The following is a 20,691-nucleotide window of genomic DNA, read 5'->3' on the forward strand; positions in this document are numbered from 1 at the left end:
CTCCTCCTTGCCGATCAATTGACCTGTTACCCATGTCGCCGGTCTATTCTGTTACCTATGTAGCCGGTTAGGACCGCGATCCGACCTCTCCCTATGGGAGAGGTAAGAGAATTCACCCGGCCCCGAACAAGAGCGGCAGCGCGCGGGGGCCGCGGACGGTGCCTTGCGACCACGCCACCTTGCCGGCCGGATCGAGCCGGAAGTCGGGAATCCGCTTCAACCATTCCTCGATCGCGACCATCATCTCCATGCGCGCGAGGTTCGAGCCGACGCAGCGATGGATGCCGAGGCCGAAGGCGGCGTGACGATTCTCCTTGCGATCGATCACGACCTTGTCGGCGTCCGCGAACATCGCAGGGTCGCGATTGGCGGCGGGGAAGGACAACAGCACCATGTTGCCGGGCTTGACGGGGCAGCCGCTTACCGTGGTCTCCTTCACCACTTCGCGCGCCATCGTCACCGGGGAATAGGCGCGCAGGAACTCCTCGATCGCAGTCGGCAACAATTCCGGCTGAGCAACCAGCCGCTCGCGATCCGCGGGCGTCTTCGCGAGGTGCCAGAGCGAGGAGCCGATCGCGCTCCAGGTGGTATCGATGCCGGCGACCAGGAGCAGTCGCAGCGAGCCAAGCACATGGGCGTCCGACAACGGCTTGCCGTCCTTGTCGCGCGCGTTCATCAGCGTCGTGATCAGATCGTCGGTCGGCTTGCCCTTGCGTTCGGCGATATGGCCCGCGAAATACGCACTCATCTCGTGGAGCGCGCGCATCAAGATGTCCTGATCCTTGATGCCGAGCTCGAGGATTTCGTGGATCCACTTGATGAAGAGGTCGCCATCCTTCTCGGGTATACCCAGCATATGGGCGATGGCGCGCACCGGAATATGCTTCGTGTAGCGCTCGGCGGCGTCGCATTTTCCGTCATCGATGAACTCGTCGATCAGCTCGTTGCAGATCGCGCGGACCCGGGGCTCGAGCTTCTTCATCGCGTCGGGCGTGAACGGCGGCAGCAGCAACTGCTTGGCCGGCTTATGTTCGGGTGGATCGGAGGTGATCGGCGGCGCCGGCTGCGTGACCTCCGGCCGCACGTCGCGCACGATGATGCGACGAGACGAAAAATGCTCGGTGTCGTAGGCGACCTGCTTTACCGCCTCATAGGTGGTCGGCATATAGCAGCCGAGGAAGCGCTCGGTGTGAACGACCGGCGAGGCTGCACGCAACTGCTCCCAGATCGGAAATGGATTCTCGGTCCAGGCCGGATCGGTGTGGTCGAAATCACGGATCCAGTCGGTCACCGGCGGGTGTTCGGGCATCATGCTGACGGAATCGGACATCGGCAGTTTCCTTCCGCTGTGTTCGTTCAGATCAAGTGTGGATGAAGGTGGCGGTTCGACCGCGCGCCTCACTCCTCGATGACTTCGATCGCGAATTCGGGGCAGTTGGTCTGGGCGAGATAGGCCTTGTCCTCGAGCCCTTCAGGCACACGGCCTTCGCCGTGCTCATGCGCATTGCCGTAGTCGTCGAGGTCGAACAGTTCGGGCGCGAGGGCCTTGCAGCGCGCGTGTCCCTGGCACCTGTCCTGGTCGACGTGAATCTTCAGCTTTCCGGACATGGGCGCTTCCCTCTGCCGCGCGCAGCATCGATGCCCGTGGCTCGATGCGCGGACTGGCGTTTCCTCTGCTTCTCGGCGGACGCGGCTTGCTTCGGCCACGTCTCAAATTAGAGCTATTACATTCGCGGTCCGGTTGTGCTGTCAAGCGAAAAGTTATAGCCTATCACATTAGGATGGGAACACGCCTCGCCCGCAAGCCGCAGAATGCCTATCACCATGGCGATCTCCGCGACGCCCTGGTGCACGCTGCACTGCGGGAAGCGGAACTCGGCGGCCCCGAAGCCATCAGCATCAGCGCCCTCGCCAAGAAGCTCCGCGTCTCGCAGCCCGCACCCTACCGGCATTTCGCCGACCGCGAGGCGCTGCTGACGGCCGTCGCGGCGGAAGCGTTTCGCCAATTCAACACGATGCTGCGCGACGCCATCGACGGACCGTCGAAGCGGACAAAAATCTCGCGCTTCGCGCAAGCCGCCCTCGCCTTCGGCCAGCGCCGCCACGGCATCTACCGCCTGATGTTCGCCTCGCGCGTGATGGCCTGCTCGCCAAAGGACAGCGAGCTGCACAGCGCTGCGATGGAGACATTCGGTCTGCTGCTCGAAGCGCTGGAGTCGCCGGCGGTCGCGCTCCTGCGCGAGCGCCACGCGCTGCAGATCTGGGCCGCGCTGCACGGCGTCGTCATGCTCGCCGAGCAAGGCCTGCTCACCGGCCAGCTCGCCGAAACCACGCGCGAAGAACTGCTCGACGACATGGTCGCGCAGATCAAGCTGAGCCTCACGCTCGCGATCAAGGCGGCGGAAAGAGGCCGCTAGTTTAGAGATATCTCTCCTCGTCATTCCGGGGCGCGCAAAGCGCGAACCCGGAATCCATTAGGCGGCGTACTCTGCGGTTGGATCGATTCCGGGCTCGATGCTAACGCATCGCCCCGGAATGACGGCCTCCGTCATGCGAGCGCACCGAAGCAATCCATGCCTCCGCTTGCCGCGCTATGGATTGCTTCGCTTCGCTCGCAATGACGTCGAGAGAGCATGCCGAGCGCGCAGGTGCCGTAGGGTGGGCAAAGCGGACCACATTCACCGGTGCTCGAACAAGCACAGGCGCAAGCGTGCCCACCGTCACGAGCGCGATGCTTGATGGTGGGCACGCTTCGCTTTGCCCACCCTACGGCACTTCCCTCACCTCGCCGCTTCAAACCCGCCGAGCACCGCGGTCAGATTGTCGCCGAGGATGTCGGAGAGATAGCCGCCTTCCTGCACGAACACGGTGGGCAGGCCGATCCGCGCGATCGCGGCGCCGATGCGGCGGAATCCTTCCGTGGTGACGGCAAGCCCGGCCAGCGGATCGTGCTCGGAGGCATCGAGACCGAGGGCAATGACAAGCGCGCCGGGCGCGAAGGCCTCGATCGTCTTCTGCGCCGTCGCAAGTGCCGCGAGGTAGCCGTCGTTGCCGGTTCCGATCGGCAGCGGGATGTTGAGATTGGTGCCGAGCCCGGGACCGGCACCGCGTTCATGCGCATAGCCCCAAACGAACGGATAGAAGGCGGCCGGATCGGCATGGATCGACACCGTCAGCACATCACCTCGCTCGTAGAAGATGCCCTGCGTGCCATTGCCGTGATGGACATCGACATCGAGGATCGCGACGCGCTCATGCATCAGCCGCAGATGCGCGGCCGCAACCGCGCTGTTGTTGAGGAAGCAGAAGCCGCCGGCGATATCGCGATAGGCGTGATGACCGGGCGGACGGCACAGCGCGTAGACGGCGTCCTCGCCCTCCATCACCATCTGCGCCGCGGTCGCCGCGACATCGGTCGCAGCACAAGCGGCAGCCCAGGTGCCGGGACCGATCGGTGCGGCAGTGTCGGCCGTGTGCCAGCCGAGCCGGCCGACGATATGGGTCGGATAGGTGGCGGCGTTGCGCACCGGATGGATGTTGGCAATCATCTCGGAACCGGAATCGCCGAGCGCCGACCACGCGTCCCAGGCTTCCGCGAGGAAACTCAGATATTCGGCGCTATGCACCCGCGCCCGCGGCCCCTGCCCGAACACGGTCGGCTCGACCAGTTGATGCTTGCCCGCCTTCAATCCCGCCAGCAGACGGTCGGCGCGCTCGGGTTGCTCGGTGGTGCGCTTGACGACGCCGCGGACCAGGAAGAATTGCGGATCATGGCTGCGATGCAGTTCGGTATAGACGGCCTTCACGAACAGGCTCCCATCATTGGCGACAGGAACATCCCTTGCATAGAACCGCTGGAATCGCAAAGCGCCCCGGTTGCGAAAAGGATCTCCATGCTGCTGTCCATTCCTTAAGCGCCGACTGCCGAGAGTTTAACCTTGCCCTCCAGGTCAGACCCGTTGAATCGACAGCGATGACCGCCTCCTTGGCACACGGCTGTGTCATCTCCCGAACGAGCTGAAAGGTTCCGATGCTCGGATTCATCGCGCAACGAATTATGAAGGCGATCGTCGTGCTGCTTGCGATCGTCGTCTTGAACTTCTTCCTGATCCGCCTGGCGCCCGGCGACCCCGCGGTGGTGATGGCCGGCGAAGCCGGCGCCAGCGATCAACTCTTCGTCGCGCAGCTCCGCGAGAAATTCGGGCTCGACCAGCCATTGCCCGTGCAGCTCTATCGATATGTGAAGGGCATCGCCACCCTGGACCTCGGTTTCTCCTTCCGCCAGCAAGCGCCGGTGTCGCAATTAATCCTGGAGCGACTACCGGCAACGCTGCTGCTGACCGGCACGGCGTTTGCGATCTCGCTGCTATCAGGCGTGCTGTTCGGAACCTTGGCAGCGCGCCGCGCAGGCAGTTGGGCCGATACCGCGATCACGATAATGGCGCTGATCTTCTACGCCACGCCGCTGTTCTGGGTGGCGCTGATGGCGATCCTGTTGTTCTCGGTTGCGATGGATTGGCTGCCGAGCTTCGGCTACGAGACGGTGGGCGCCAACTACACCGGTTTCGCTCATGTGCTCGACGTCGGTGCGCACCTGATCCTGCCAGCGATGACGATCGGCCTGTTCTTCATGGCCACATACACCCGCATGACGCGCGCCTCGATGCTGGAGGTGAAGCGGCTCGATTTCGTCAAGACCGCGCGCGCCAAGGGCTTGCGTGACGCGGTGATCCAGCGCCGCCACGTCCTGCGCAACGCATTGCTGCCGGTGGTGACACTTGCGGGCCTGCAGGCGGGCACGCTGGTCGGTGGCGCCGTGCTGACCGAGACCGTGTTTGCCTGGCCCGGCATCGGCCGGCTGATGTACGAGGCGCTGCTGCAGCGCGACTATAACCTCTTGCTCGGCGTCTTCGTCGTCTGCTCGGCGATGGTGCTGGCGTTCAACCTGATCACCGATCTGATCTACCGCTCGGTCGATCCGCGCATCGAGGTTGCGGCATGAAGCGGTTCTGGAAGCTATTGCTGCGCAATCCCGGCGGATTGATCGGCTCGATCATTCTCCTGATCGCGATCGCGGTCGCGCTGTTCGGGCCGATGATCTTCCCGAATTCACCCTGGCGCATGGTGCAGCGGCCGTTCCTGCCGCCGTTCACGATATCAGGCCTGCCGCTCGGTACCGACGCGCTCGGCCGCGATGTGTTCGCGGGCATCATCTATGGCGCCCGTGTCTCGCTATTGGTCGGTCTGGTCTCGACGCTCGCTGCGCTTGCCGTCGGTATTCCCGTCGGCGCCCTCGCCGGCTATTTCGGCGGCCGGATCGGCGATGCCCTGATGCGCTTCACCGAATTCTTCCAGACCGTGCCCAGCTTCGCGCTCGCGATCGTGCTGGTGGCGATCATGCAACCATCGATCGTCTCGATCGTGCTGGCGATCGCGATCGTGAGCTGGCCGCCGGTGGCGCGGCTGGTGCGCGGCGAAGTGCTGTCGCTGCGCACCCGCGAATATGTGCAGGCCGCGATCGTCACCGGACAGACCCATAGCTGGATCATCTGGCGCGAGATCCTGCCGAACGCGCTTTCGCCCGTCATCGTGCTGGCCTCGCTGATGGTGGCGACCGCAATCCTCCTCGAATCTTCGCTCTCCTTCCTCGGCCTCGGCGATCCCAATTTGATGTCATGGGGCTACATGGTTGGCGCCGGCCGCACCGTGATCCGGCAGGCCTGGTGGATCACGGTGTTTCCCGGCATCGCCATCCTGGTTTCGGTGCTGGCGCTGAACCTGATCGGCGAAGGCCTCAACGACGCGCTCAATCCGCGCCTCAACAAGGATGGGCGCTGAGCAATGTCCGAGAGCAAAGCCGTCGTCGTCATCAAGGACCTCAAGCTAGCACTGCCGCCCGGCGCCGACCGCGCCTACGCTGTCGACGGCGTGTCGCTTGATCTCGTCCCCGGCAAGATCCTTTGCGTGGTCGGCGAGTCCGGCTCCGGCAAATCGATGTGCGCCCACGCGTTGATGGGCCTCCTTCCCGACACGATCGGCCGCGAGGCCGGCGAGATCCTGTTCGAGAGGCAGAACCTGCTGCGGCTCGACGACGACCAATGGCTCGGCCTGCGCGGCCGGCACATCGCCATGGTGTTCCAGGAGCCGACGACGGCGCTCAATCCCTTGATGCGGATCGGCGACCAGATCGCTGAGATGTTCGAGGCGCACAATCTGCTGACGCCGAAGCAGCGCCGGCAGAAGGCGCTCAACCTCTTGCGCGAGGTCGGCCTGCCCGACCCCGAACGCACCGTGCGCGCCTATCCGCACCAATTGTCCGGCGGCCAGCGCCAGCGCGCGATGATCGCGATGGCGCTCGCGCTCGAGCCGGCGGTGCTGGTCGCGGACGAGCCGACCACCGCACTCGACGTCACCACGCAGGCGCAGATTTTGAAACTGATCCGCGACCTGCAGCGTCGCCGCAACATGGCGGTGATGTTCATCACCCATGATTTCGGCGTCGTCGCAGATATCGCCGACCGCGTGGTCGTGCTTCAGCACGGCAAGGTGGTCGAACAGGGTTCGGCCGATGACGTGCTGCAACGTCCGCAGCATCCCTACACACGCGCACTGCTCGCCGCAGTGCCATCGATGGAACCTCCGCAACGCGCTCCCCTCGTCGACCGTCCCAAGGCGGTCGAGGTGATCGGCCTCGACAAGACCTATGTCTCCGGTGGCGGCTGGTTCCAGCCGGAGCGCCGCGTGCAGGCAGCCAAAGCCGTCAACTTCAACATCCTGCAGGGCGAGACGCTCGGCCTGGTCGGGGAATCCGGTTCCGGAAAATCCTCGGTCGCGCGCCTTGTCATGCGCCTGATCGAACCGGACCAGGGCACGGTCCGCCTCGGCGATACCGACTTCACTGCGATCGGCGGCAAGGAGCTGCGCAAGGAGCGCAGCCGCATCCAGATGATCTTCCAGGATCCCTTTGCCTCGCTCAATCCGCGCCGCAAGGTCGGCAACATCATCGCGGACGGGCCGATCGCGCATGGCACCGATCCCGACGTCGCGCGGCAGCGCGCTCGCGACCTGCTCGGCATGGTCGGCCTCAACGCCAATGCGATGGACCGTTTTCCGCACGAATTCTCCGGCGGCCAGCGCCAGCGCATCGGCATCGCCCGCGCGCTGGCGCTCGAGCCCGAAATCCTGGTCGCGGACGAAGCGGTCTCCGCGCTCGATGTCTCCGTGCAGGCGCAGGTTCTCAATCTGCTCGAAGACCTCAAGGCGCGGCTCGGGCTATCAATGCTGTTCATCACCCACGATCTGCGGGTCGCCGCGCAAACCTGCGACCGCATCGCGGTGATGCAACGGGGCGAGATCGTGGAGCTCAGGCCTGCGGCCGCGCTGTTCGCGGCGCCCGAGCATCCCTACACGCGCGAGCTGCTCGCCGCCGTGCCCGGCCGGACATTACCGAGCGAGGAGCCTGCCCGTCCTTATGCCACCGCGTGATAGTCCGGTGCTGAAGCAAGGAAGCGCGCATAGGCATCGGCATCCGGCGGCGTGAATTTTTCGGCGAGCGGATTGCGCCGGCGGACGGTCGCACCGATATCCGCCAGCAACTCGTCGAAGTGGCGGTAATGATAGGGCGCAACGCAAAGCCCGCCATAGACGCCCGCTGCCGGCCGCTCGACACGTTTGAAGTGAAGCATCATCGCGATGTTCTCCTTCATCTCCGCGGCAGTCGGCTGGCGCGCAAGCTGGCCGTCGGCGTAGCGCACCAGCCAATTGGCGGCCAGCTCGGCGCAAAGCACCGTGCAGAAGCTGGAATTGAATCCGACAAACCCCATATCCGGCAGATCCGGATTGGCGATCAGGCGATAGAGCCGATACTGCCCGTCGGGCTCGACCAGCTTGCTGCGATAGCTTTCGGCAAGGAACGGAACGCCAAGCTTGTAGCCGATCGCAAGCACCGCCACATCGGCCGCCACCCGCTCGCCCCCGCTCATCACGATGCTGTCGCCATCATAATGATCGAAGGTGCCGCGGATCGCCTTGATGCGGCCATCGGCCACCATCGGATAGAAGCCGGGCGTTGCAATCGGCACCGAGCAATTGACACCGTCCTCGATCGGCTGCTTCGGCACCATGTCGCATTGCTTCAGCTTGAGCTGGACCTTCAGAAGGCTCTCGAGCCCGCGCCAGTTCGCCCACACCAGCGGCCTGGCCAGCCCATGCGCGAGCCGCGACAGCGGGCCGATGCCCCAGCCCGGGAACATCTCTTCCTGGGCGCGGATATAGAGGATGCGCTTGAAGTTGACCAAGCCGCCGACGAAATAGGGAATGCGCCACACCGGCTCGCGATAGACGATGGTGACTTCGGCAGCGCCCGAGTTGACGGCGTTGACGGCAATGTCGGTCGCCGATTTCGAGCCGCCGAGCACCACCACCCTACGCCCCTTGGCCATTGCCGCGTCGTTATATTGCGAAGAGTGCAGGACCTTGCCGCCCTGCGCCTTGAACGCATCCTCGCCGGGAAGGCTGAGGGTTTGCGGCTCGTTGAACTGGCCGGTGCAGACTGCGACGAAGTCAAAACCCTCATTGCTCACGCTGCCGTTCCTGGTGCGAAGCGTGAGGGTCCAACCCGGCTTGCCGTCGGCGCGGCCATCCATCGCCACGACGGTGATGTTGAAGCGCAGGGCATCGTCGAGCCCATGCTCGCGCGCGTAGTCGCGCAAGTAAGCGTGGACCTGCGGCCCCTTCGGCCATTCCGGATAGGAGTCCGGCATCGCCTTGTCGGTGTAGCGATAGAGATCCTTCGGGCTCTGGGTCTGAACCTCGGGATAGGACCGCGCCGGCTCCCAGACGCCGCCGAGATCGCCGCTGCGCTCGACGATGGTCACCCTGTGTCCGCGCTCGGAAAACGCCTTGGCCGCGGCAAGCCCGGAAACGCCGGCGCCTATGATGCAAACATGCTTCTGCTTGACCATGTGGATGCTCCGGAAAATCACCATCCCGTTCGAGTGTACGCGCACGCCATTGTCATCGCCGGACACGATCCCGGCAATTCCACTGCCTCCGCTGCTGGACCCGCTACCGGGTCAAGGTCAGTCGTTGGCTTCCGGCGGCAGGAAATTCACCTCGTGCTCGGCGGAAATGCGCACCACCTCGGCCGGGTCCTGCAGATTGTGCAGTTTGTCGAACAGCGCCTCCAGCTTCTGCATCGGCGAGACCCAGAACAGCGCCCGCGCCGGCTTGTCCGACTTGTTGAAATAGCCGTGGGGGATGCCGCGCGGCATGCGCACGAGGTCGCCGGCCTCCGCCTTCACCCAGACGCCGTCCAGCTTGAGGTCGAGCGTGCCCTCCTGCACCAGGATGAACTCGTCCTGGGTCGGATGGATGTGCACCGGCACGTACTGGCCGGGATCGCTGTTGGTCTCGAATGCGAAGGTCGAATCGGTGACCGCCTTGGGAAAATAGACCTGGCCCAGAATATTCCAGGTCTTGCCGCCGTAACCCGTGCCGTTCCGCGTAATGCCTTTCTCGAGCGCACCCATTCCGCCACCTCCCTGTCTGGACTGCACCGCGCCCGTGAGGCTGTCGTCGGAGTGGCAGCTTGTCTAGCCGATAAACGAATCCCGCGGCCCCGACGCTCATGTTGCGCTGCAGGAAGAGCTGCCGTTGCCCAAGCGCACGGCAAGGGCCCGCATAACGATCGGGCACGCCGCGCGCCGAAACCGCGTTTCCCCGCACCGAGAGATGCATTAGGCTCCCGATATTTTAAACCTCAAGCAACTCCGCGGCGGTTGCGATGAATGCAGGTGCCTTGGCCAACATGCAGCTTGCGGATTTCGCCCGCGTCTCGACCGCCAGTGTCGATGACGCCGCCGAGGCGATCGGACGGATTTTCTGCCCGCATGAATTGAAGCCGATCGGCCATTTCGAGAACGACTTCAGCGCCCAGCACAACTGCGCAGCCTTCGACGGGTTTTCGGTGAACTATGTCGCCTATGGCGGATCGGTCTCGATCGATCCCGGCTGTCTCGATAGGTTTTTCCTGTTGCAGATCCCGCTGCAGGGTTGCGCGGAGATACGGACAGCGGCGCGCGAGGTGATGACTGCGCGTGGCGCTGCGGCATCGCTGCTATCGCCGACCATGCCGACGCAGATGACGTGGCGACAGGATTGCGCCCAGCTCATCCTGCTGCTCGACCGAAAGCTGGTAGAACATCGCGCGGCTGCGCTGGCAGGCACCGCGGCGAGAGCGGTGGAGTTCGATCCATCGGTCGACCTCACCGCTCCGTTTGGACATGCGCTTCAGGTAGGAATCTGCGATCTCGTCGATCTCGCCGAGCATCTTGGTCCGACAAAGCGCCTGTCACCGCTGGCAGCAGCCGATCGGCGGGAACGATTGCTGAGCGCGCTGCTCAACGGCCAGCATCATAGTTTGAGCCGGGCGATCGCCGTCTTCGAAGGCCGCCTCGAGACGCAGCCGGCAGCGCTGAAGCGGGCGCGCGCCTGGCTCGAGGCCCAGGCCGATGAGCCGCTCGATCTCATGCAGCTTGCCGATGCCGCGGGCATCGGCATTCGCGCATTACAGCTCGGCTTTCGCCGTCATTTCGGGACGACCGTTTCAGCGATGCTGCAGGACATCCGGCTCGCCCGGCTCAATAGCCGGCTGAAAGACGCGCGCCCGGACGAGCGCGTCGTCGACATCGCCTTCGATCTTGGCTTCACCCATCTGAGCCGGATGGCAAGTGCTTATCGCGCAAAGTTCGGCGAGAGTCCTTCGGCGACGTTGCGGCGCCTGAGCTGACCTCAACCGAGCGAATGACTATGCGGGAAAATCTGCCGAGTCGATCCGAATGCGGTCAGCGTGCAGCGACCAGTCACACAGCGCCTGCGCCTCGCAGAATTTCTGCTTGGCCATTTCCGCGGCTTGACCTTCGTTCGAGGCATTAACCTCCAGCGAACTCTGGCAAACCTCCCGTTCGCGGCCATTGTCACCAAGCACGTCCTTCATGAAGCTAACGACAAATCGGGACATGGGAGCCTCCTGCTACACGGGTAGCGTCGGAATTTGGATACTAGCATCCTGGAAAAAAGATTTGAGGGAAATCAAGCCCGATGGCCGCCAATCGTGCCGCGATCCCCGCGCCGGCGATTGGCACGCCGGCAACCTCGATCCGGCGCGGTTCCACGTCTTCCGCTGCCTGTGCATTCGGCAGTGGATTTGACCAAAATCCGCTGGCCCTATTTCGGCGCAAACCCGAACGCCCTCTCAAACCGCCTGGCGTAAACCGGCCAGACTTCGGGATTGATGATCCGCGGCGGCCGCCTGCCGTCGAGCGCGTCCAGGACCTGTTCGGCGGCGATCCGGCCCATGTTCTCGCGCGCCTCCACGGTGACGCCGGCCGTATGCGGACTGGCAAGCACATTGTCGAACTGCAGCAGCGGATGCTCCGGCGGCGGTGGTTCCTTGGCCCAGACGTCAAGGCCGGCACCGGCGATGCGCTTGTTGCGCAGCGCGTCCTCCAGCGCGTCCTCGTCGTGGATGAAGCCGCGCGCGGTGGTGATGAAGAACGCGTGCGGCTGCATCAGCGCGAATTCGCGCCCGCCGATCATGCCGCGGCTTTCCTTCGTCAGCGGGCAGCTGATCGAGACATAGTCGGCACGGCGCAGCAGCTCGTCCAGTTCGACCTTCTCGCCGCCCCGCTTGCCCATCTCCTCGGCGGTCAGATAGGGATCGTAGGCGATCACCTTCATGTGCAGCAGCCCGCGGCAGAGCTCGGCGATCCGGCGGCCGACATTGCCGAGACCGATGATGCCGATGGTCTTGCCCTGCGCCTCGTTGCCGATCAGCGCGTTGCGGTTGACGTCCCGCTGGCGCCGCAGCACGCGGTCGGATTCGATGATCCGCTTCGACAGGGTGAGCAGCATCCCCAGCGCGTGCTCGGCGACGGAATTGGCGTTGCCGCCGGATTGATTGACCACCAGCACGCCCGCCGCGGTGCAGGCGTCGACGTCGACGGGATCGAAACCCGCCCCGTTGGAGGAGACGATCAGGAGGTTCGGCGTACGGCGGAGCAGATCCTGGTCGACATGGAAGTGCCTGGCCAGCTCGTCGCGCGCCGCGCCGATCTGGTAGGCATGCGCCGCTTCGAGGATGGGTGCCGCGACCTCATCGGGGCTCTCATTCTCCAGCCGGTCCAGCCGCACGTCGGGGCGGCCCTTGAGGATTTCCGCATAGATGTTGTGGGCGAGATATTTGACGTAGAAGACGCGCTTGTTGTTGACGGACATGTCCTTCTGCAACTTTCAGTTCGGGTCCTGGAATATGAAGGGGCCTGGCTGGAAACGGCCGTGGAGGACATAACCGCCGCAATGGCGGCCCGCCTGAACCGGGTGGCCATGACATTCCTCCCACTGCTCTCGTCTTATTGTCGTTGCCGTCTGTATCGCACGGCGGACCGGTGTCCGCACCAGCGGAAACCGCAGGTCACGTTGCGACTGCGACATGTTGACAATCGCGCCGGTCGGGTGAAGTTTTGCCGCAAGAAAGCGGCCGCAGCGTCGCGGGATGTGAGGGAGAGCAAGGATGGCGCTCGCGGAGGATGAAAGCTCGCTCAAGACCGCAGCGGAGAAGAGCTGGCACGGCATCGTGCTGCAGACGCTCAAGCGAAACGAGGTTCGCCTCGTGCCCTATGTGCCGGACCGCGTGCTGACGCCGCTGATCAAGAACCTGCACGCCGACCCCTTCTTCACGACGTTTCCCACCGCGCGCGAGGAGGAAGCGGTCGGAATCGTCTCCGGTGCCTGGATGGGCGGCGTGCGCGGTGCGGTGCTGATGCAGACCTCCGGTTTTGCGACGCTTGCGAATGTCCTGGCCTCGCTCGCGATCCCCTACCAGATCCCGGTGATCATGTTCGTCTCCGAGCGCGGCACGCTCGGAGAATTCAACTATGGTCAGGCGCTGGTCTGCCGCACCATGCGGCCGGTGCTAGATTCGCTTGCGATGGAGCATCACACGGCAACCCGGCTTGACGAGTTCGAGTTCATCGTCGACCGCTCGATCAAGCAGGCCGTCACCACGCAGGCGCCGGTGGCGCTGATCCTCTCGCCGCTGCTCACCGGCGGCAAGGTCTTTGACAAGTGAGCGGTCCCATGAACACGCCAAACAAGACGACTACCCGCAACACCAAGGTGATGAACCGGTTCGACCTCACCTCGCGTCTTGTCGCAAAGCTGAAGAACGAGGAGGCCGTGGTCGGCGGCATCGGCAATACCAATTTCGACCTCTGGGCTGCCGGCCATCGCCCGCAGAACTTTTACATGCTGGGAAGCATGGGGCTCGCATTTCCGATCGCGCTAGGGGTGGCGCTGGCGCAACCCGAGCGGCGCGTGTTCGCGCTGGAGGGAGACGGCTCGCTCCTGATGCAGCTCGGCTCTCTCTCGACGATCGCCACGCTGGCGCCGAAGAACCTCACCATGGTCGTGATGGACAACGGCATCTACCAGATCACCGGCGCGCAGCCAACGCCAGCAGCGGCGGCCTCCGATCTTGTCGCCATCGCGGTGGCGAGCGGTCTTCCGAACAGCTCCTGGGCCGCCGATGAGGATGACTTCGAGCGCCTGATCAATCAGTCGCTCGCCTCGGACGGACCGACATTGATCGGCGTGCGCATCGACGACAAGCCCGGCACGGGAACGACCCGCCGCGATCCCGTGCAGATCAGGGAACGCTTCATGCTCGGCCTCGGCGTGCGGCAGCCGTTGTAGAGGCACAACGCGATCCTCGCAGGCGAAGCGCCCGCGAGGATCAAGGTGCGTGTGTGTCGGTCTTCATTAATCGATGATCTTGACCACCCTGCGGGTGCGCGGCTCGACGATCACCCGGCGGTCATTGACGATGGCATAGCGATATTCCGTGTGCCGCGGCACCGTACGCAATTCAACGGTGGACGGCAGCGGCTCGCCGACCACGACGCGCTCACGCACCACGACCGACGGCTCGTCGCGCGGGATCGAGGTGATCACGGCGTTCGGAATTTCCAATCCGGCGCCGACCGCAGCACCCACGGTGCCGCCGACGATCTCGCCCACAGGACCCAGGACCTGGCCGCCCGCGCGAGCGCCATTCGCCGCGCCTTCCACCGTGGTGGATTGCGCGAACGCTGCGCCGGACGCAAGCAGCGACGCGGCAAGGACAGGGATGGCAAGACGCTTCCTCATCATTCTCCTCCAGTGAAATTGACGATGCGTCTTCAACCGCCCTGCATGAGGGTTGTTCCGGGTTCCATGGTGGCGAACGCGGAGAACCGAGGTGAACTTCGGCCCGGTTCCCGCGTTGCGCGTCAGGCCGCGCCGATCTCGTGATCTCCCATCATCTCGAGCACCCGCACCATCGCCGAATGGTCCCACGCCTTGCCGCCGTGAGCTGTGCAGGAATTGAACAGTTGCTGCGCAATCGCCGTGCTCGGCAGCGAAAGTCCGAGCGCGCGGGCGCCGTCGAGCGCGAGGTTGAGATCCTTCTGATGCAATTCGATACGAAAGCCCGGATCGAAATTGCGCTTCACCATGCGTTCGCCATGCACTTCCAGAATCCGCGACGACGCGAAGCCGCCCATCAGCGCTTGCCGCACCAGCGCGGGGTCGGCACCGGCTTTCGAAGCAAACAGCAACGCTTCACCGACCGCCCCGATCGTCAGCGCAACGATGATCTGGTTGGCGACCTTCGTCGTTTGCCCGTCGCCGTTGCCGCCGACCCGCGTGATGTTCTTGCCCATCTTCTCGAACACCGGCTTCATCGCGTTGAACGCAGCCTCCGGCCCGCCCACCATGATGGTCAGGCTCGCCGCCTTGGCGCCGACCTCGCCACCGGACACCGGCGCATCGAGATAGTCTGCGCCGAGCGCCTCGATCTTCTTCGCGAATTCCTTCGTCGCAAGCGGCGAGATCGAGCTCATGTCGACGACGATTTTGCCTTTCGACAGTCCTTCGGCGACACCGCCGGGGCCGAACAGCACCGCCTCCACATGCGGCGTATCCGGCACCATGATGATGACGGCTTCCGCTTCCTGGGCGACGTCCCTGCCCGATTTGCAGACGACACCGCCGCCCGAGACCAGCTCCGGCGGGATCGGCCCGACGTCATGCAGAAACAGGCGATGGCCGGCTTCTTGAAGGTGACCCGCCATCGGACGTCCCATGGTGCCGAGGCCGATGAATCCAATCTTTGCCATTGCGATATTCCCCCTCCAAATCAGGTGACGAGCGTGAGCGCCGCGTGCCAGCCGAGGCCGTCAACGGTCGTCGTCCGCGGCTTGTATTCGCATCCGACCCAGCCGCGATAACCAATCGCGTCGAGATGACGGAACAGGAAGGGGTAGTTGATCTCACCGGTGCCCGGCTCGTTGCGGCCGGGATTGTCAGCGAGCTGAATATGCGCGATGCGCGCCAGGTGTTTTTGCACGGTACGGCCGATGTCACCCTCCATCACCTGCATGTGGTAGATATCATACTGGATGAAGAGATTGCTCGAGCCCACGTCGGCGATGAGCTGCGCCGCCTGCTCGGTGCGGTTCAGGAAGAAGCCGGGGATATCGAGCGTGTTGATCGGCTCGACCAGGAGCTTGATTTGCTCCTTGGCGAGCGCGTTGGCGGCAAAGCGCAGATTCTTGACCAGCACCTCGTTCAATTCGAGCGGATCGGCGTCGCGTGGTGCGATACCGACCAGGCAGTTCAATTGCCGGCAATCGAGCGCCTTGGCGTAATCAATGGCGCGGAAGACACCGTCGCGGAACTCCTCGACACGATCGGAAAAGATCGCGATGCCGCGCTCGCCTGCCGCCCAATCGCCGGCGGGGAGATTGTGCAGGACCTGGATCAACCCGTGCTTATCAAGCTGCTCGCGCAGCTCGGCTCTACCGAAGTCATAGGGGAACAGATATTCGACGCCATTAAAACCGGCGGCTTTGGCGGCGGCGAAGCGCTCGAGGAACGGCAATTCCCCGAACAGCATCGTGAGATTGGCAGCAAATTTCGGCACAATCAAACTCCTTACTCGGCCGGCAACAATTTGCCGGGCTGACGTGCGTCAACGCGCGGCGGCACCTCGTCCAGCGGCAGATCGAGGGACTCCTCGAACTCAACGACATTGTCGATCTCCGTGCCCATCGAGATATTGGTGACACGCTCGAGGATGAACTCGACCACCACCGGCACCCGATACTTCGCCATCCATTCGCGCGCGGTCGCGAACGCCGCCTGCGCATCGTTCGAATCGGTGACGCGGATCGCCTTGCAGCCGAGGCCTTCGGCGACCGCGACATGGTCGACGCCGTAAGAGCCGATCTCGGGCGCGTTGATGTTCTCGAACGACAATTGCACCTGGTAGTCCATGTCGAAGCCGCGCTGCGCCTGGCGGATCAGGCCGAGATAGGAATTGTTCACGACGACATGGATGTACGGCAATTTGAACTGCGCGCCCACAGCGAGCTCCTCGATCAGGAACTGGAAATCATAGTCGCCCGAGAGCGCGACGATCTCGCGCTCCGGATCAGCGGCGCGCACGCCGAGCGCGGCGGGGAGCGTCCAGCCCAACGGGCCCGCCTGCCCGGCGTTGATCCAGTTGCGCGGATGATAAACGCGCAGGAATTGCGCGCCGGCGATCTGCGACAGTCCGATCACCGTGACGTAGCAGGTGTCGCGGCCGAAGGCGCGGTTCATCTCCTGATAGACGCGCTGCGGCTTGATCGGGAGATCGTCGAAGTGACTCCTGCGCAGCATCGTGCGCTTGCGGTCTTGGCATGAGGCCGGCCACGCCTGCCGCTCGCGGAGCTTTCCGGCTTTCCGCCATTCCTTCGCAACACTGACGAATAGCTCAAGCGCTGCCTTGGCGTCGGAGACGATACCAAGGTCCGGGTTGAACACGCGGCCGATCTGGGTCGGCTCGATGTCGACATGCACGAAGGTGCGGCCCTTGGTGTAAGTTTCGATCGAGCCGGTGTGGCGGTTGGCCCAGCGGTTGCCGATGCCGAGCACGAAATCCGATTGCAGCATGGTGGCATTGCCGTAGCGGTGGCTGGTCTGCAGCCCGACCATCCCGGCCATCAACACGTGATCGTCGGGAATTGCGCCCCAGCCCATCAGCGTCGGCACCACCGGCACGTTAATGGTCTCCGCGAAGTTCACCAGCAGTTCGCATGCATCGGCATTGATGACGCCGCCACCGGCCACGATCAGCGGCCGCTCGGCCACGTTCAACATTTCGAGCGCGCGCTCGATCTGCGCGCGCGTCGCGGTCGGCTTGTAGACCGGCAGCGGCGCATAGGTCTCATCGTCGAATTCGATCTCGGCGAGTTGCACGTCGAGCGGCAGATCGATCAGCACAGGACCCGGACGCCCCGAGCGCATCAGGTGAAACGCCTGGCTGAACACGCGGGGTACAAGGCCGGGCTCGCGCACTGTGACCGCCCATTTCGTCACCGGCTTTGCGATCGACTCGATGTCGATGGCCTGGAAATCCTCCTTGTAGAGCCGCGCCCGCGGCGCCTGCCCGGTGATGCAGAGGATCGGAATGGAATCGGCGATCGCCGAATAGAGCCCGGTGATCATATCGGTACCCGCCGGCCCCGACGTGCCGATGCAGACGCCGATATTGCCGCATTTGGCGCGGGTATAGCCCTCCGCCATGTGGGAGGCGCCTTCGACGTGGCGCGCAAGGATATGCCGGATCGAGCCACGCTTCTTCAGCGCCGAATAGAGCGGATTGATCGCCGCGCCGGGAACGCCGAACGCGCAATTGACCCCTTCCTTCTCCAGAATACGCACCGCCGCATCGACCGCCCGCATCTTCGCCATCTCGCGCCTCGCTGATGTTGCATCGGCGCGATGATCACGGGAGCGCTCGACGATCTCAACGACGCTGATTTTGTTTCCCACGATACGGAATGAACAGTGAAAAACCGCGCCAGATCAAACGATTGGATCGCCGATGGAATGAAAACATGCGACAGCAGCGGAAAGAATGCCAATTGGGGGAACGATTCAATCCGATTGTCAACTTGCCTCACTATGTTGATCCATCTTGCTGGAAGATGGCCGGGCCGGAGCAAAGCCCGGATGTCGTCGTACGCACACGCATCCTCGCTGTTATCGATTATCTGAGCCGTATTCAGCAAAAGTAGCAACCGACGAGCATCAGATTACTTGCTCCCGGCCGAGAGCTCGTTCGTTCGACGACGGTGATTTAAGAGCGCTGAAGTCAAACTCAAAAGCGAATACCGCCTTCCAACCACCGCATCTATTCGCTTCGCTGGCCCCCGTTCTTGATAGCGAGCGAGGCTTCGCACCATTTAGCGATGCGCAGCAGCTTCAGGTTTTCGCCGAATGGCGCGACAAGCTGGATGCCCATGGGCAGGCCGTTCGACCCGATGCCAGCGGGCAATGCGATCGCCGGAACCCCGAGAGTTGTCCAAGGCACGCACAGGCCAGGGTCGCCGGTATCAGACAATCCTTCCGGCGCTTCGCCAGTTGCTGCGGTCGTGAGAACAGCGTCAAAACCCGCGAGCGCGCGGGTAAAGTCGGCGCGCAGCGCAAGCTGCTTGGCGCGGGCGGAAATATACTCGGTCGCGGAAATCGGCGCGCCGCGTTCGACAAGGGCCTGAAGCCGGGCGCTGGTCTTGTCCGGGAAACGTGTGACCAGATCACCGAAATTCGCCGCCCCCTCCGCGCCGCAGAGCGTAGCGGAGAGCGCCGGCAGTTGCTCGAACTCCGCAGGCAACGCAAACGGCTCGACGATCGCTCCGGCATCTCTGAAGAGAATGGCGACTTGCGCGAGCAACGTGCTTTGGCTTTCGTCCAAGGGCGGCGTTGCCGCCGGACGAAGCCACGCTATCCGCGGCGCGGGAAAAGGATCGACGCCTTCAGGAGAAATCTGGAACGGCGCCTGCGGAGAAGCACCGGGGCCGCCCGCCAGCAGCGCCAGCAGATACGCGGCGTCATCCACACTGCGGGCGAACAGGCCGAGGTGGTCCAGGGACTGAGAGAGCGGATGGACGCCCTTCAGGCTGATGGTGCCAAAGCTGGGTTTTAATCCCACCACACCACAATAGGCGGCAGGTCGCAGGATCGAACCCAGCGTCTGCGTGCCCAGCGCCGCTTGCACCGAGCCGCTTGCAACGGCTGCCGCAGAGCCGGACGATGAACCGCCGGGCGTATGCCTTGGATTCCACGGGTTGCGGGTGGGGCCGGGTTCGCGCCACGCGAATTCGGTGGTGACCGTCTTGCCGAGAACTGTTGCCGAGAGATCTTTCAGGCGGCTGACCACCCAGGCATCCTCATTCGGCTGGTGATCCGCATACACCGGCGAGCCATAGGTGGTCGGCATATCGGCCGTGTCTATGAGATCTTTCACGCCTATTGCGACGCCTGCAAGTGGTCCATTTCCCGCTGAAACGATCGGCGGTTTGGACGGCAAATAAGTGAAGGCGCGAAGGTCGGGTTCGACAGCCGCGGCGCGCGCGTGGCTGACCGCAATCAGGTTCTGCGCTTGTGCCGAGCCCCCCGCGATCATGCGGACGATTTCGACGACCCCACAGTGGTCTTGCGCGAAGTTCATTTCCGGATGGACCTGTAACCGAGGTGAGAAAGGTCTAAAGGCAAACGGCTCCGGGTTCAGCCCGAAGCCGCGGCGACGAAGGTCGGCGACGAAGATCAGCAAAAGCTCAGTTCGTGGATATCGCCTTTTCGATATAGGTTCTTGGAACAAAGGTCTTGTAGTCAGGCTGGGCGGCGAGATTGCCGAGCGCGATCTGCGTCTCGAGCGCAAGCTTCAGCGCGTCGGGCGTGATATCGACACTGGTGGGGTAAACGTTGTCGGCAAGCATGCGCTTCACCGCCGCTTCCACCACGGCAGGCTCAAGATTCGGGAATTCCTTCTGAGCGATTTCCACCGTGCGCGCCTCGTTCTTGTGCATGAAACGCACCGCCATTTCGAGGCCATTGGTCAGCCGCTGGGCAAGGTCCGGATCGACATCGTTGCGCGCGGTGATGGTAGAGAAGGCATAGGCGCCGTACAGTTTCGGGAAGCCGACCACCACCTTCATGCCCTTGGCCACCACCTGGTCGAGGCCGGGCTCGTACATGACCGCCACTTTGGCCTGGCCGGCAACGAAGGGGCCGGGCTCGGTGCCGAGCGGAACCTGGATCATCTCCACGTCCTTGCTGGCATCCATGCCATTTTCCTTCAGCAGCTTGATGAACAGCGAGGTGCTGGTGGTCGGCATCAGGCCAGTCACGATCTTCTGTCCCTTGAGATTTTTCACACTGTCGAACTTGAAGTCGGGCGTGGCGGCGATCCATACCGCGGCACCATTCACGACGTTGGCGATCGTGTTCACCGGTGCGCCCTTGGACGCAGCGATGGCTGTCCATTCGGGTCCATGAAGCGAGAATTGCGCACTCTTGGAGATCACGGCCGAGAGAGCAACGCTTCCGGAGCCGGCGCTTTCCTTGTTGAGATCAAGCCCCTGCTTCTCGAAAAAGCCCTCGTTCATGCCGACATAGAGCGGCAGATATAGCAGCGATTGAAACGCCTGAGAAATGGTCGCCTTCTTCATCTCGGCGGAAGCCGGCCCTGCTGCGGCTATGCCGAGCGCAAGAGCGAGGGCAACGGAAAGAGTGCTCAATTTCGGAATTCGCCGTCTCATTTTAGAA

At 63.5% G+C, this 20,691-nt stretch carries 21 protein-coding genes; 8 read left to right on the forward strand and 13 right to left on the reverse strand.

The genetic code is table 11. The features are described 5' to 3' along the window. Positions 1 to 112: 112 nt before the first annotated feature. Together AC5ZG1_RS30565 and AC5ZG1_RS30570 are read right to left on the reverse strand one after the other, a co-directional pair. The gene (locus AC5ZG1_RS30565; protein WP_464345157.1) at positions 113 to 1,330 is read right to left on the reverse strand and encodes a cytochrome P450; all 1,218 of its coding nucleotides are present in this window, start codon (positions 1,328 to 1,330) and stop codon (positions 113 to 115) included. A gap of 68 nt (positions 1,331 to 1,398) precedes the next feature. Further along, positions 1,399 to 1,608, reverse strand: a complete 210-nt coding sequence (locus AC5ZG1_RS30570; RefSeq protein WP_028167428.1) for a ferredoxin — start codon at positions 1,606 to 1,608, stop codon at positions 1,399 to 1,401. A 173-nt stretch (positions 1,609 to 1,781) separates the two neighbouring features. Between AC5ZG1_RS30570 and AC5ZG1_RS30575 the strand changes: the two genes are divergently transcribed. Beyond that, complete coding sequence (locus AC5ZG1_RS30575; RefSeq protein ID WP_028167427.1) at positions 1,782 to 2,417, forward strand: TetR/AcrR family transcriptional regulator; 636 nt, start codon at positions 1,782 to 1,784, stop codon at positions 2,415 to 2,417. Positions 2,418 to 2,780: 363 nt separating this feature from the next. Here AC5ZG1_RS30575 and AC5ZG1_RS30580 read toward each other — a convergent pair whose 3' ends face one another. Beyond that, positions 2,781 to 3,806 (reverse strand): histone deacetylase family protein, encoded by a 1,026-nt coding sequence (locus AC5ZG1_RS30580; protein ID WP_456646985.1) that lies wholly within the window; start codon positions 3,804 to 3,806, stop codon positions 2,781 to 2,783. Between the two features lie 224 nt (positions 3,807 to 4,030). On the opposite strand from AC5ZG1_RS30580, the gene AC5ZG1_RS30585 reads away from it, so the two are divergent. Genes AC5ZG1_RS30585 through AC5ZG1_RS30595 form a run of 3 tightly spaced genes read left to right on the forward strand, consistent with a single transcriptional unit; the run spans position 4,031 to position 7,485 of the window. Beyond that, entirely contained in the window at positions 4,031 to 5,002 is a 972-nt protein-coding gene (locus AC5ZG1_RS30585; RefSeq protein WP_028167425.1) for an ABC transporter permease, read from the forward strand. Continuing rightward, on the forward strand, positions 4,999 to 5,838 hold the full coding sequence (locus tag AC5ZG1_RS30590; protein WP_028167424.1) for an ABC transporter permease: 840 nt from the start codon (positions 4,999 to 5,001) through the stop codon (positions 5,836 to 5,838). The genes AC5ZG1_RS30585 and AC5ZG1_RS30590 overlap by 4 nt, the downstream gene beginning before the upstream one ends. 3 nt (positions 5,839 to 5,841) lie before the next feature. Further along, positions 5,842 to 7,485, forward strand: coding sequence for an ABC transporter ATP-binding protein (locus AC5ZG1_RS30595; protein ID WP_496135027.1), 1,644 nt, complete (start codon positions 5,842 to 5,844; stop codon positions 7,483 to 7,485). Here AC5ZG1_RS30595 and AC5ZG1_RS30600 read toward each other — a convergent pair. Beyond that, entirely contained in the window at positions 7,470 to 8,963 is a 1,494-nt protein-coding gene (locus tag AC5ZG1_RS30600; RefSeq protein WP_496135028.1) for a flavin-containing monooxygenase, read from the reverse strand. The genes AC5ZG1_RS30595 and AC5ZG1_RS30600 overlap by 16 nt on opposite strands. Positions 8,964 to 9,080: 117 nt before the next feature. Further along, complete coding sequence (locus tag AC5ZG1_RS30605; RefSeq protein ID WP_130229872.1) at positions 9,081 to 9,530, reverse strand: cupin domain-containing protein; 450 nt, start codon at positions 9,528 to 9,530, stop codon at positions 9,081 to 9,083. Positions 9,531 to 9,784: 254 nt separating this feature from the next. Here AC5ZG1_RS30605 and AC5ZG1_RS30610 point away from each other — a divergent pair, with 254 nt between their 5' ends. Further along, complete coding sequence (locus AC5ZG1_RS30610) at positions 9,785 to 10,789, forward strand: AraC family transcriptional regulator (protein ID WP_496135029.1); 1,005 nt, start codon at positions 9,785 to 9,787, stop codon at positions 10,787 to 10,789. Positions 10,790 to 10,807: 18 nt separating this feature from the next. Here the strand turns inward: AC5ZG1_RS30610 and AC5ZG1_RS30615 are convergent, their stop codons facing one another. Together AC5ZG1_RS30615 and AC5ZG1_RS30620 are read right to left on the reverse strand one after the other, a co-directional pair. Next, positions 10,808 to 11,020: a hypothetical protein gene (locus AC5ZG1_RS30615; RefSeq protein WP_208820400.1), complete on the reverse strand. Its 213-nt coding sequence runs from the start codon at positions 11,018 to 11,020 to the stop codon at positions 10,808 to 10,810. A gap of 206 nt (positions 11,021 to 11,226) precedes the next feature. Beyond that, positions 11,227 to 12,276, reverse strand: a complete 1,050-nt coding sequence (locus AC5ZG1_RS30620; RefSeq protein ID WP_496135030.1) for a hydroxyacid dehydrogenase — start codon at positions 12,274 to 12,276, stop codon at positions 11,227 to 11,229. Positions 12,277 to 12,571: 295 nt separating this feature from the next. Between AC5ZG1_RS30620 and AC5ZG1_RS30625 the strand changes: the two genes are divergently transcribed. Together AC5ZG1_RS30625 and AC5ZG1_RS30630 are read left to right on the forward strand one after the other, a co-directional pair. Further along, a complete protein-coding gene (locus AC5ZG1_RS30625; RefSeq protein ID WP_028167417.1) occupies positions 12,572 to 13,129 on the forward strand; it encodes a thiamine pyrophosphate-binding protein in 558 nt (185 codons plus the stop codon). 8 nt (positions 13,130 to 13,137) lie between these two features. Then, entirely contained in the window at positions 13,138 to 13,752 is a 615-nt protein-coding gene (locus AC5ZG1_RS30630) for a thiamine pyrophosphate-dependent enzyme (RefSeq protein ID WP_496135031.1), read from the forward strand. Between the two features lie 66 nt (positions 13,753 to 13,818). Here AC5ZG1_RS30630 and AC5ZG1_RS30635 read toward each other — a convergent pair whose 3' ends face one another. From AC5ZG1_RS30635 to gcl, 4 genes are all read right to left on the reverse strand, one after another. Beyond that, complete coding sequence (locus tag AC5ZG1_RS30635; RefSeq protein ID WP_496135032.1) at positions 13,819 to 14,205, reverse strand: DUF1236 domain-containing protein; 387 nt, start codon at positions 14,203 to 14,205, stop codon at positions 13,819 to 13,821. 122 nt (positions 14,206 to 14,327) lie between these two features. Next, positions 14,328 to 15,215 carry a 2-hydroxy-3-oxopropionate reductase gene (locus AC5ZG1_RS30640; protein WP_456645024.1) on the reverse strand — a complete coding sequence of 296 codons (888 nt, stop codon included), beginning with the start codon at positions 15,213 to 15,215 and terminating at the stop codon, positions 14,328 to 14,330. Positions 15,216 to 15,235: 20 nt separating this feature from the next. Further along, positions 15,236 to 16,021 (reverse strand): hydroxypyruvate isomerase, encoded by a 786-nt coding sequence (gene hyi, locus AC5ZG1_RS30645; RefSeq protein ID WP_496135033.1) that lies wholly within the window; start codon positions 16,019 to 16,021, stop codon positions 15,236 to 15,238. A gap of 11 nt (positions 16,022 to 16,032) precedes the next feature. Beyond that, positions 16,033 to 17,835, reverse strand: coding sequence for a glyoxylate carboligase (gcl, locus tag AC5ZG1_RS30650; RefSeq protein ID WP_496135034.1), 1,803 nt, complete (start codon positions 17,833 to 17,835; stop codon positions 16,033 to 16,035). Between the two features lie 89 nt (positions 17,836 to 17,924). Here gcl and AC5ZG1_RS30655 point away from each other — a divergent pair, with 89 nt between their 5' ends. Continuing rightward, on the forward strand, positions 17,925 to 18,161 hold the full coding sequence (locus tag AC5ZG1_RS30655) for a hypothetical protein (RefSeq protein WP_496135035.1): 237 nt from the start codon (positions 17,925 to 17,927) through the stop codon (positions 18,159 to 18,161). A 116-nt stretch (positions 18,162 to 18,277) separates the two neighbouring features. On the opposite strand, the gene AC5ZG1_RS30660 is transcribed toward AC5ZG1_RS30655, so the two are convergent. Both AC5ZG1_RS30660 and AC5ZG1_RS30665 read right to left on the reverse strand, forming a co-directional pair. Then, on the reverse strand, positions 18,278 to 19,696 hold the full coding sequence (locus AC5ZG1_RS30660) for an amidase (RefSeq protein WP_496135036.1): 1,419 nt from the start codon (positions 19,694 to 19,696) through the stop codon (positions 18,278 to 18,280). 4 nt (positions 19,697 to 19,700) lie between these two features. Next, the gene (locus AC5ZG1_RS30665; protein WP_456645028.1) at positions 19,701 to 20,684 is read right to left on the reverse strand and encodes an ABC transporter substrate-binding protein; all 984 of its coding nucleotides are present in this window, start codon (positions 20,682 to 20,684) and stop codon (positions 19,701 to 19,703) included. Positions 20,685 to 20,691 lie beyond the last annotated feature (7 nt).

Source organism: Bradyrhizobium sp. Leo78 (genome assembly GCF_059512425.1).

Bases quoted from the DNA above. Each gene is read 5' to 3' on its own strand.
- AC5ZG1_RS30565 (WP_464345157.1), bottom strand. From the start codon at position 1,330: ATGTCCGATTCCGTCAGCATGATGCCCGAACACCCGCCGGTGACCGAC.
- AC5ZG1_RS30570 (WP_028167428.1), bottom strand. From the start codon at position 1,608: ATGTCCGGAAAGCTGAAGATTCACGTCGACCAGGACAGGTGCCAGGGA.
- AC5ZG1_RS30575 (WP_028167427.1), top strand. From the start codon at position 1,782: ATGGGAACACGCCTCGCCCGCAAGCCGCAGAATGCCTATCACCATGGC.
- AC5ZG1_RS30585 (WP_028167425.1), top strand. From the start codon at position 4,031: ATGCTCGGATTCATCGCGCAACGAATTATGAAGGCGATCGTCGTGCTG.
- AC5ZG1_RS30590 (WP_028167424.1), top strand. From the start codon at position 4,999: ATGAAGCGGTTCTGGAAGCTATTGCTGCGCAATCCCGGCGGATTGATC.
- AC5ZG1_RS30595 (WP_496135027.1), top strand. From the start codon at position 5,842: ATGTCCGAGAGCAAAGCCGTCGTCGTCATCAAGGACCTCAAGCTAGCA.
- AC5ZG1_RS30600 (WP_496135028.1), bottom strand. From the start codon at position 8,963: ATGGTCAAGCAGAAGCATGTTTGCATCATAGGCGCCGGCGTTTCCGGG.
- AC5ZG1_RS30605 (WP_130229872.1), bottom strand. From the start codon at position 9,530: ATGGGTGCGCTCGAGAAAGGCATTACGCGGAACGGCACGGGTTACGGC.
- AC5ZG1_RS30610 (WP_496135029.1), top strand. From the start codon at position 9,785: ATGAATGCAGGTGCCTTGGCCAACATGCAGCTTGCGGATTTCGCCCGC.
- AC5ZG1_RS30615 (WP_208820400.1), bottom strand. From the start codon at position 11,020: ATGTCCCGATTTGTCGTTAGCTTCATGAAGGACGTGCTTGGTGACAAT.
- AC5ZG1_RS30620 (WP_496135030.1), bottom strand. From the start codon at position 12,276: ATGTCCGTCAACAACAAGCGCGTCTTCTACGTCAAATATCTCGCCCAC.
- AC5ZG1_RS30625 (WP_028167417.1), top strand. From the start codon at position 12,572: ATGGCGCTCGCGGAGGATGAAAGCTCGCTCAAGACCGCAGCGGAGAAG.
- AC5ZG1_RS30630 (WP_496135031.1), top strand. From the start codon at position 13,138: ATGAACACGCCAAACAAGACGACTACCCGCAACACCAAGGTGATGAAC.
- AC5ZG1_RS30635 (WP_496135032.1), bottom strand. From the start codon at position 14,205: ATGAGGAAGCGTCTTGCCATCCCTGTCCTTGCCGCGTCGCTGCTTGCG.
- AC5ZG1_RS30640 (WP_456645024.1), bottom strand. From the start codon at position 15,215: ATGGCAAAGATTGGATTCATCGGCCTCGGCACCATGGGACGTCCGATG.
- gcl (WP_496135034.1), bottom strand. From the start codon at position 17,835: ATGGCGAAGATGCGGGCGGTCGATGCGGCGGTGCGTATTCTGGAGAAG.
- AC5ZG1_RS30655 (WP_496135035.1), top strand. From the start codon at position 17,925: ATGAACAGTGAAAAACCGCGCCAGATCAAACGATTGGATCGCCGATGG.
- AC5ZG1_RS30665 (WP_456645028.1), bottom strand. From the start codon at position 20,684: ATGAGACGGCGAATTCCGAAATTGAGCACTCTTTCCGTTGCCCTCGCT.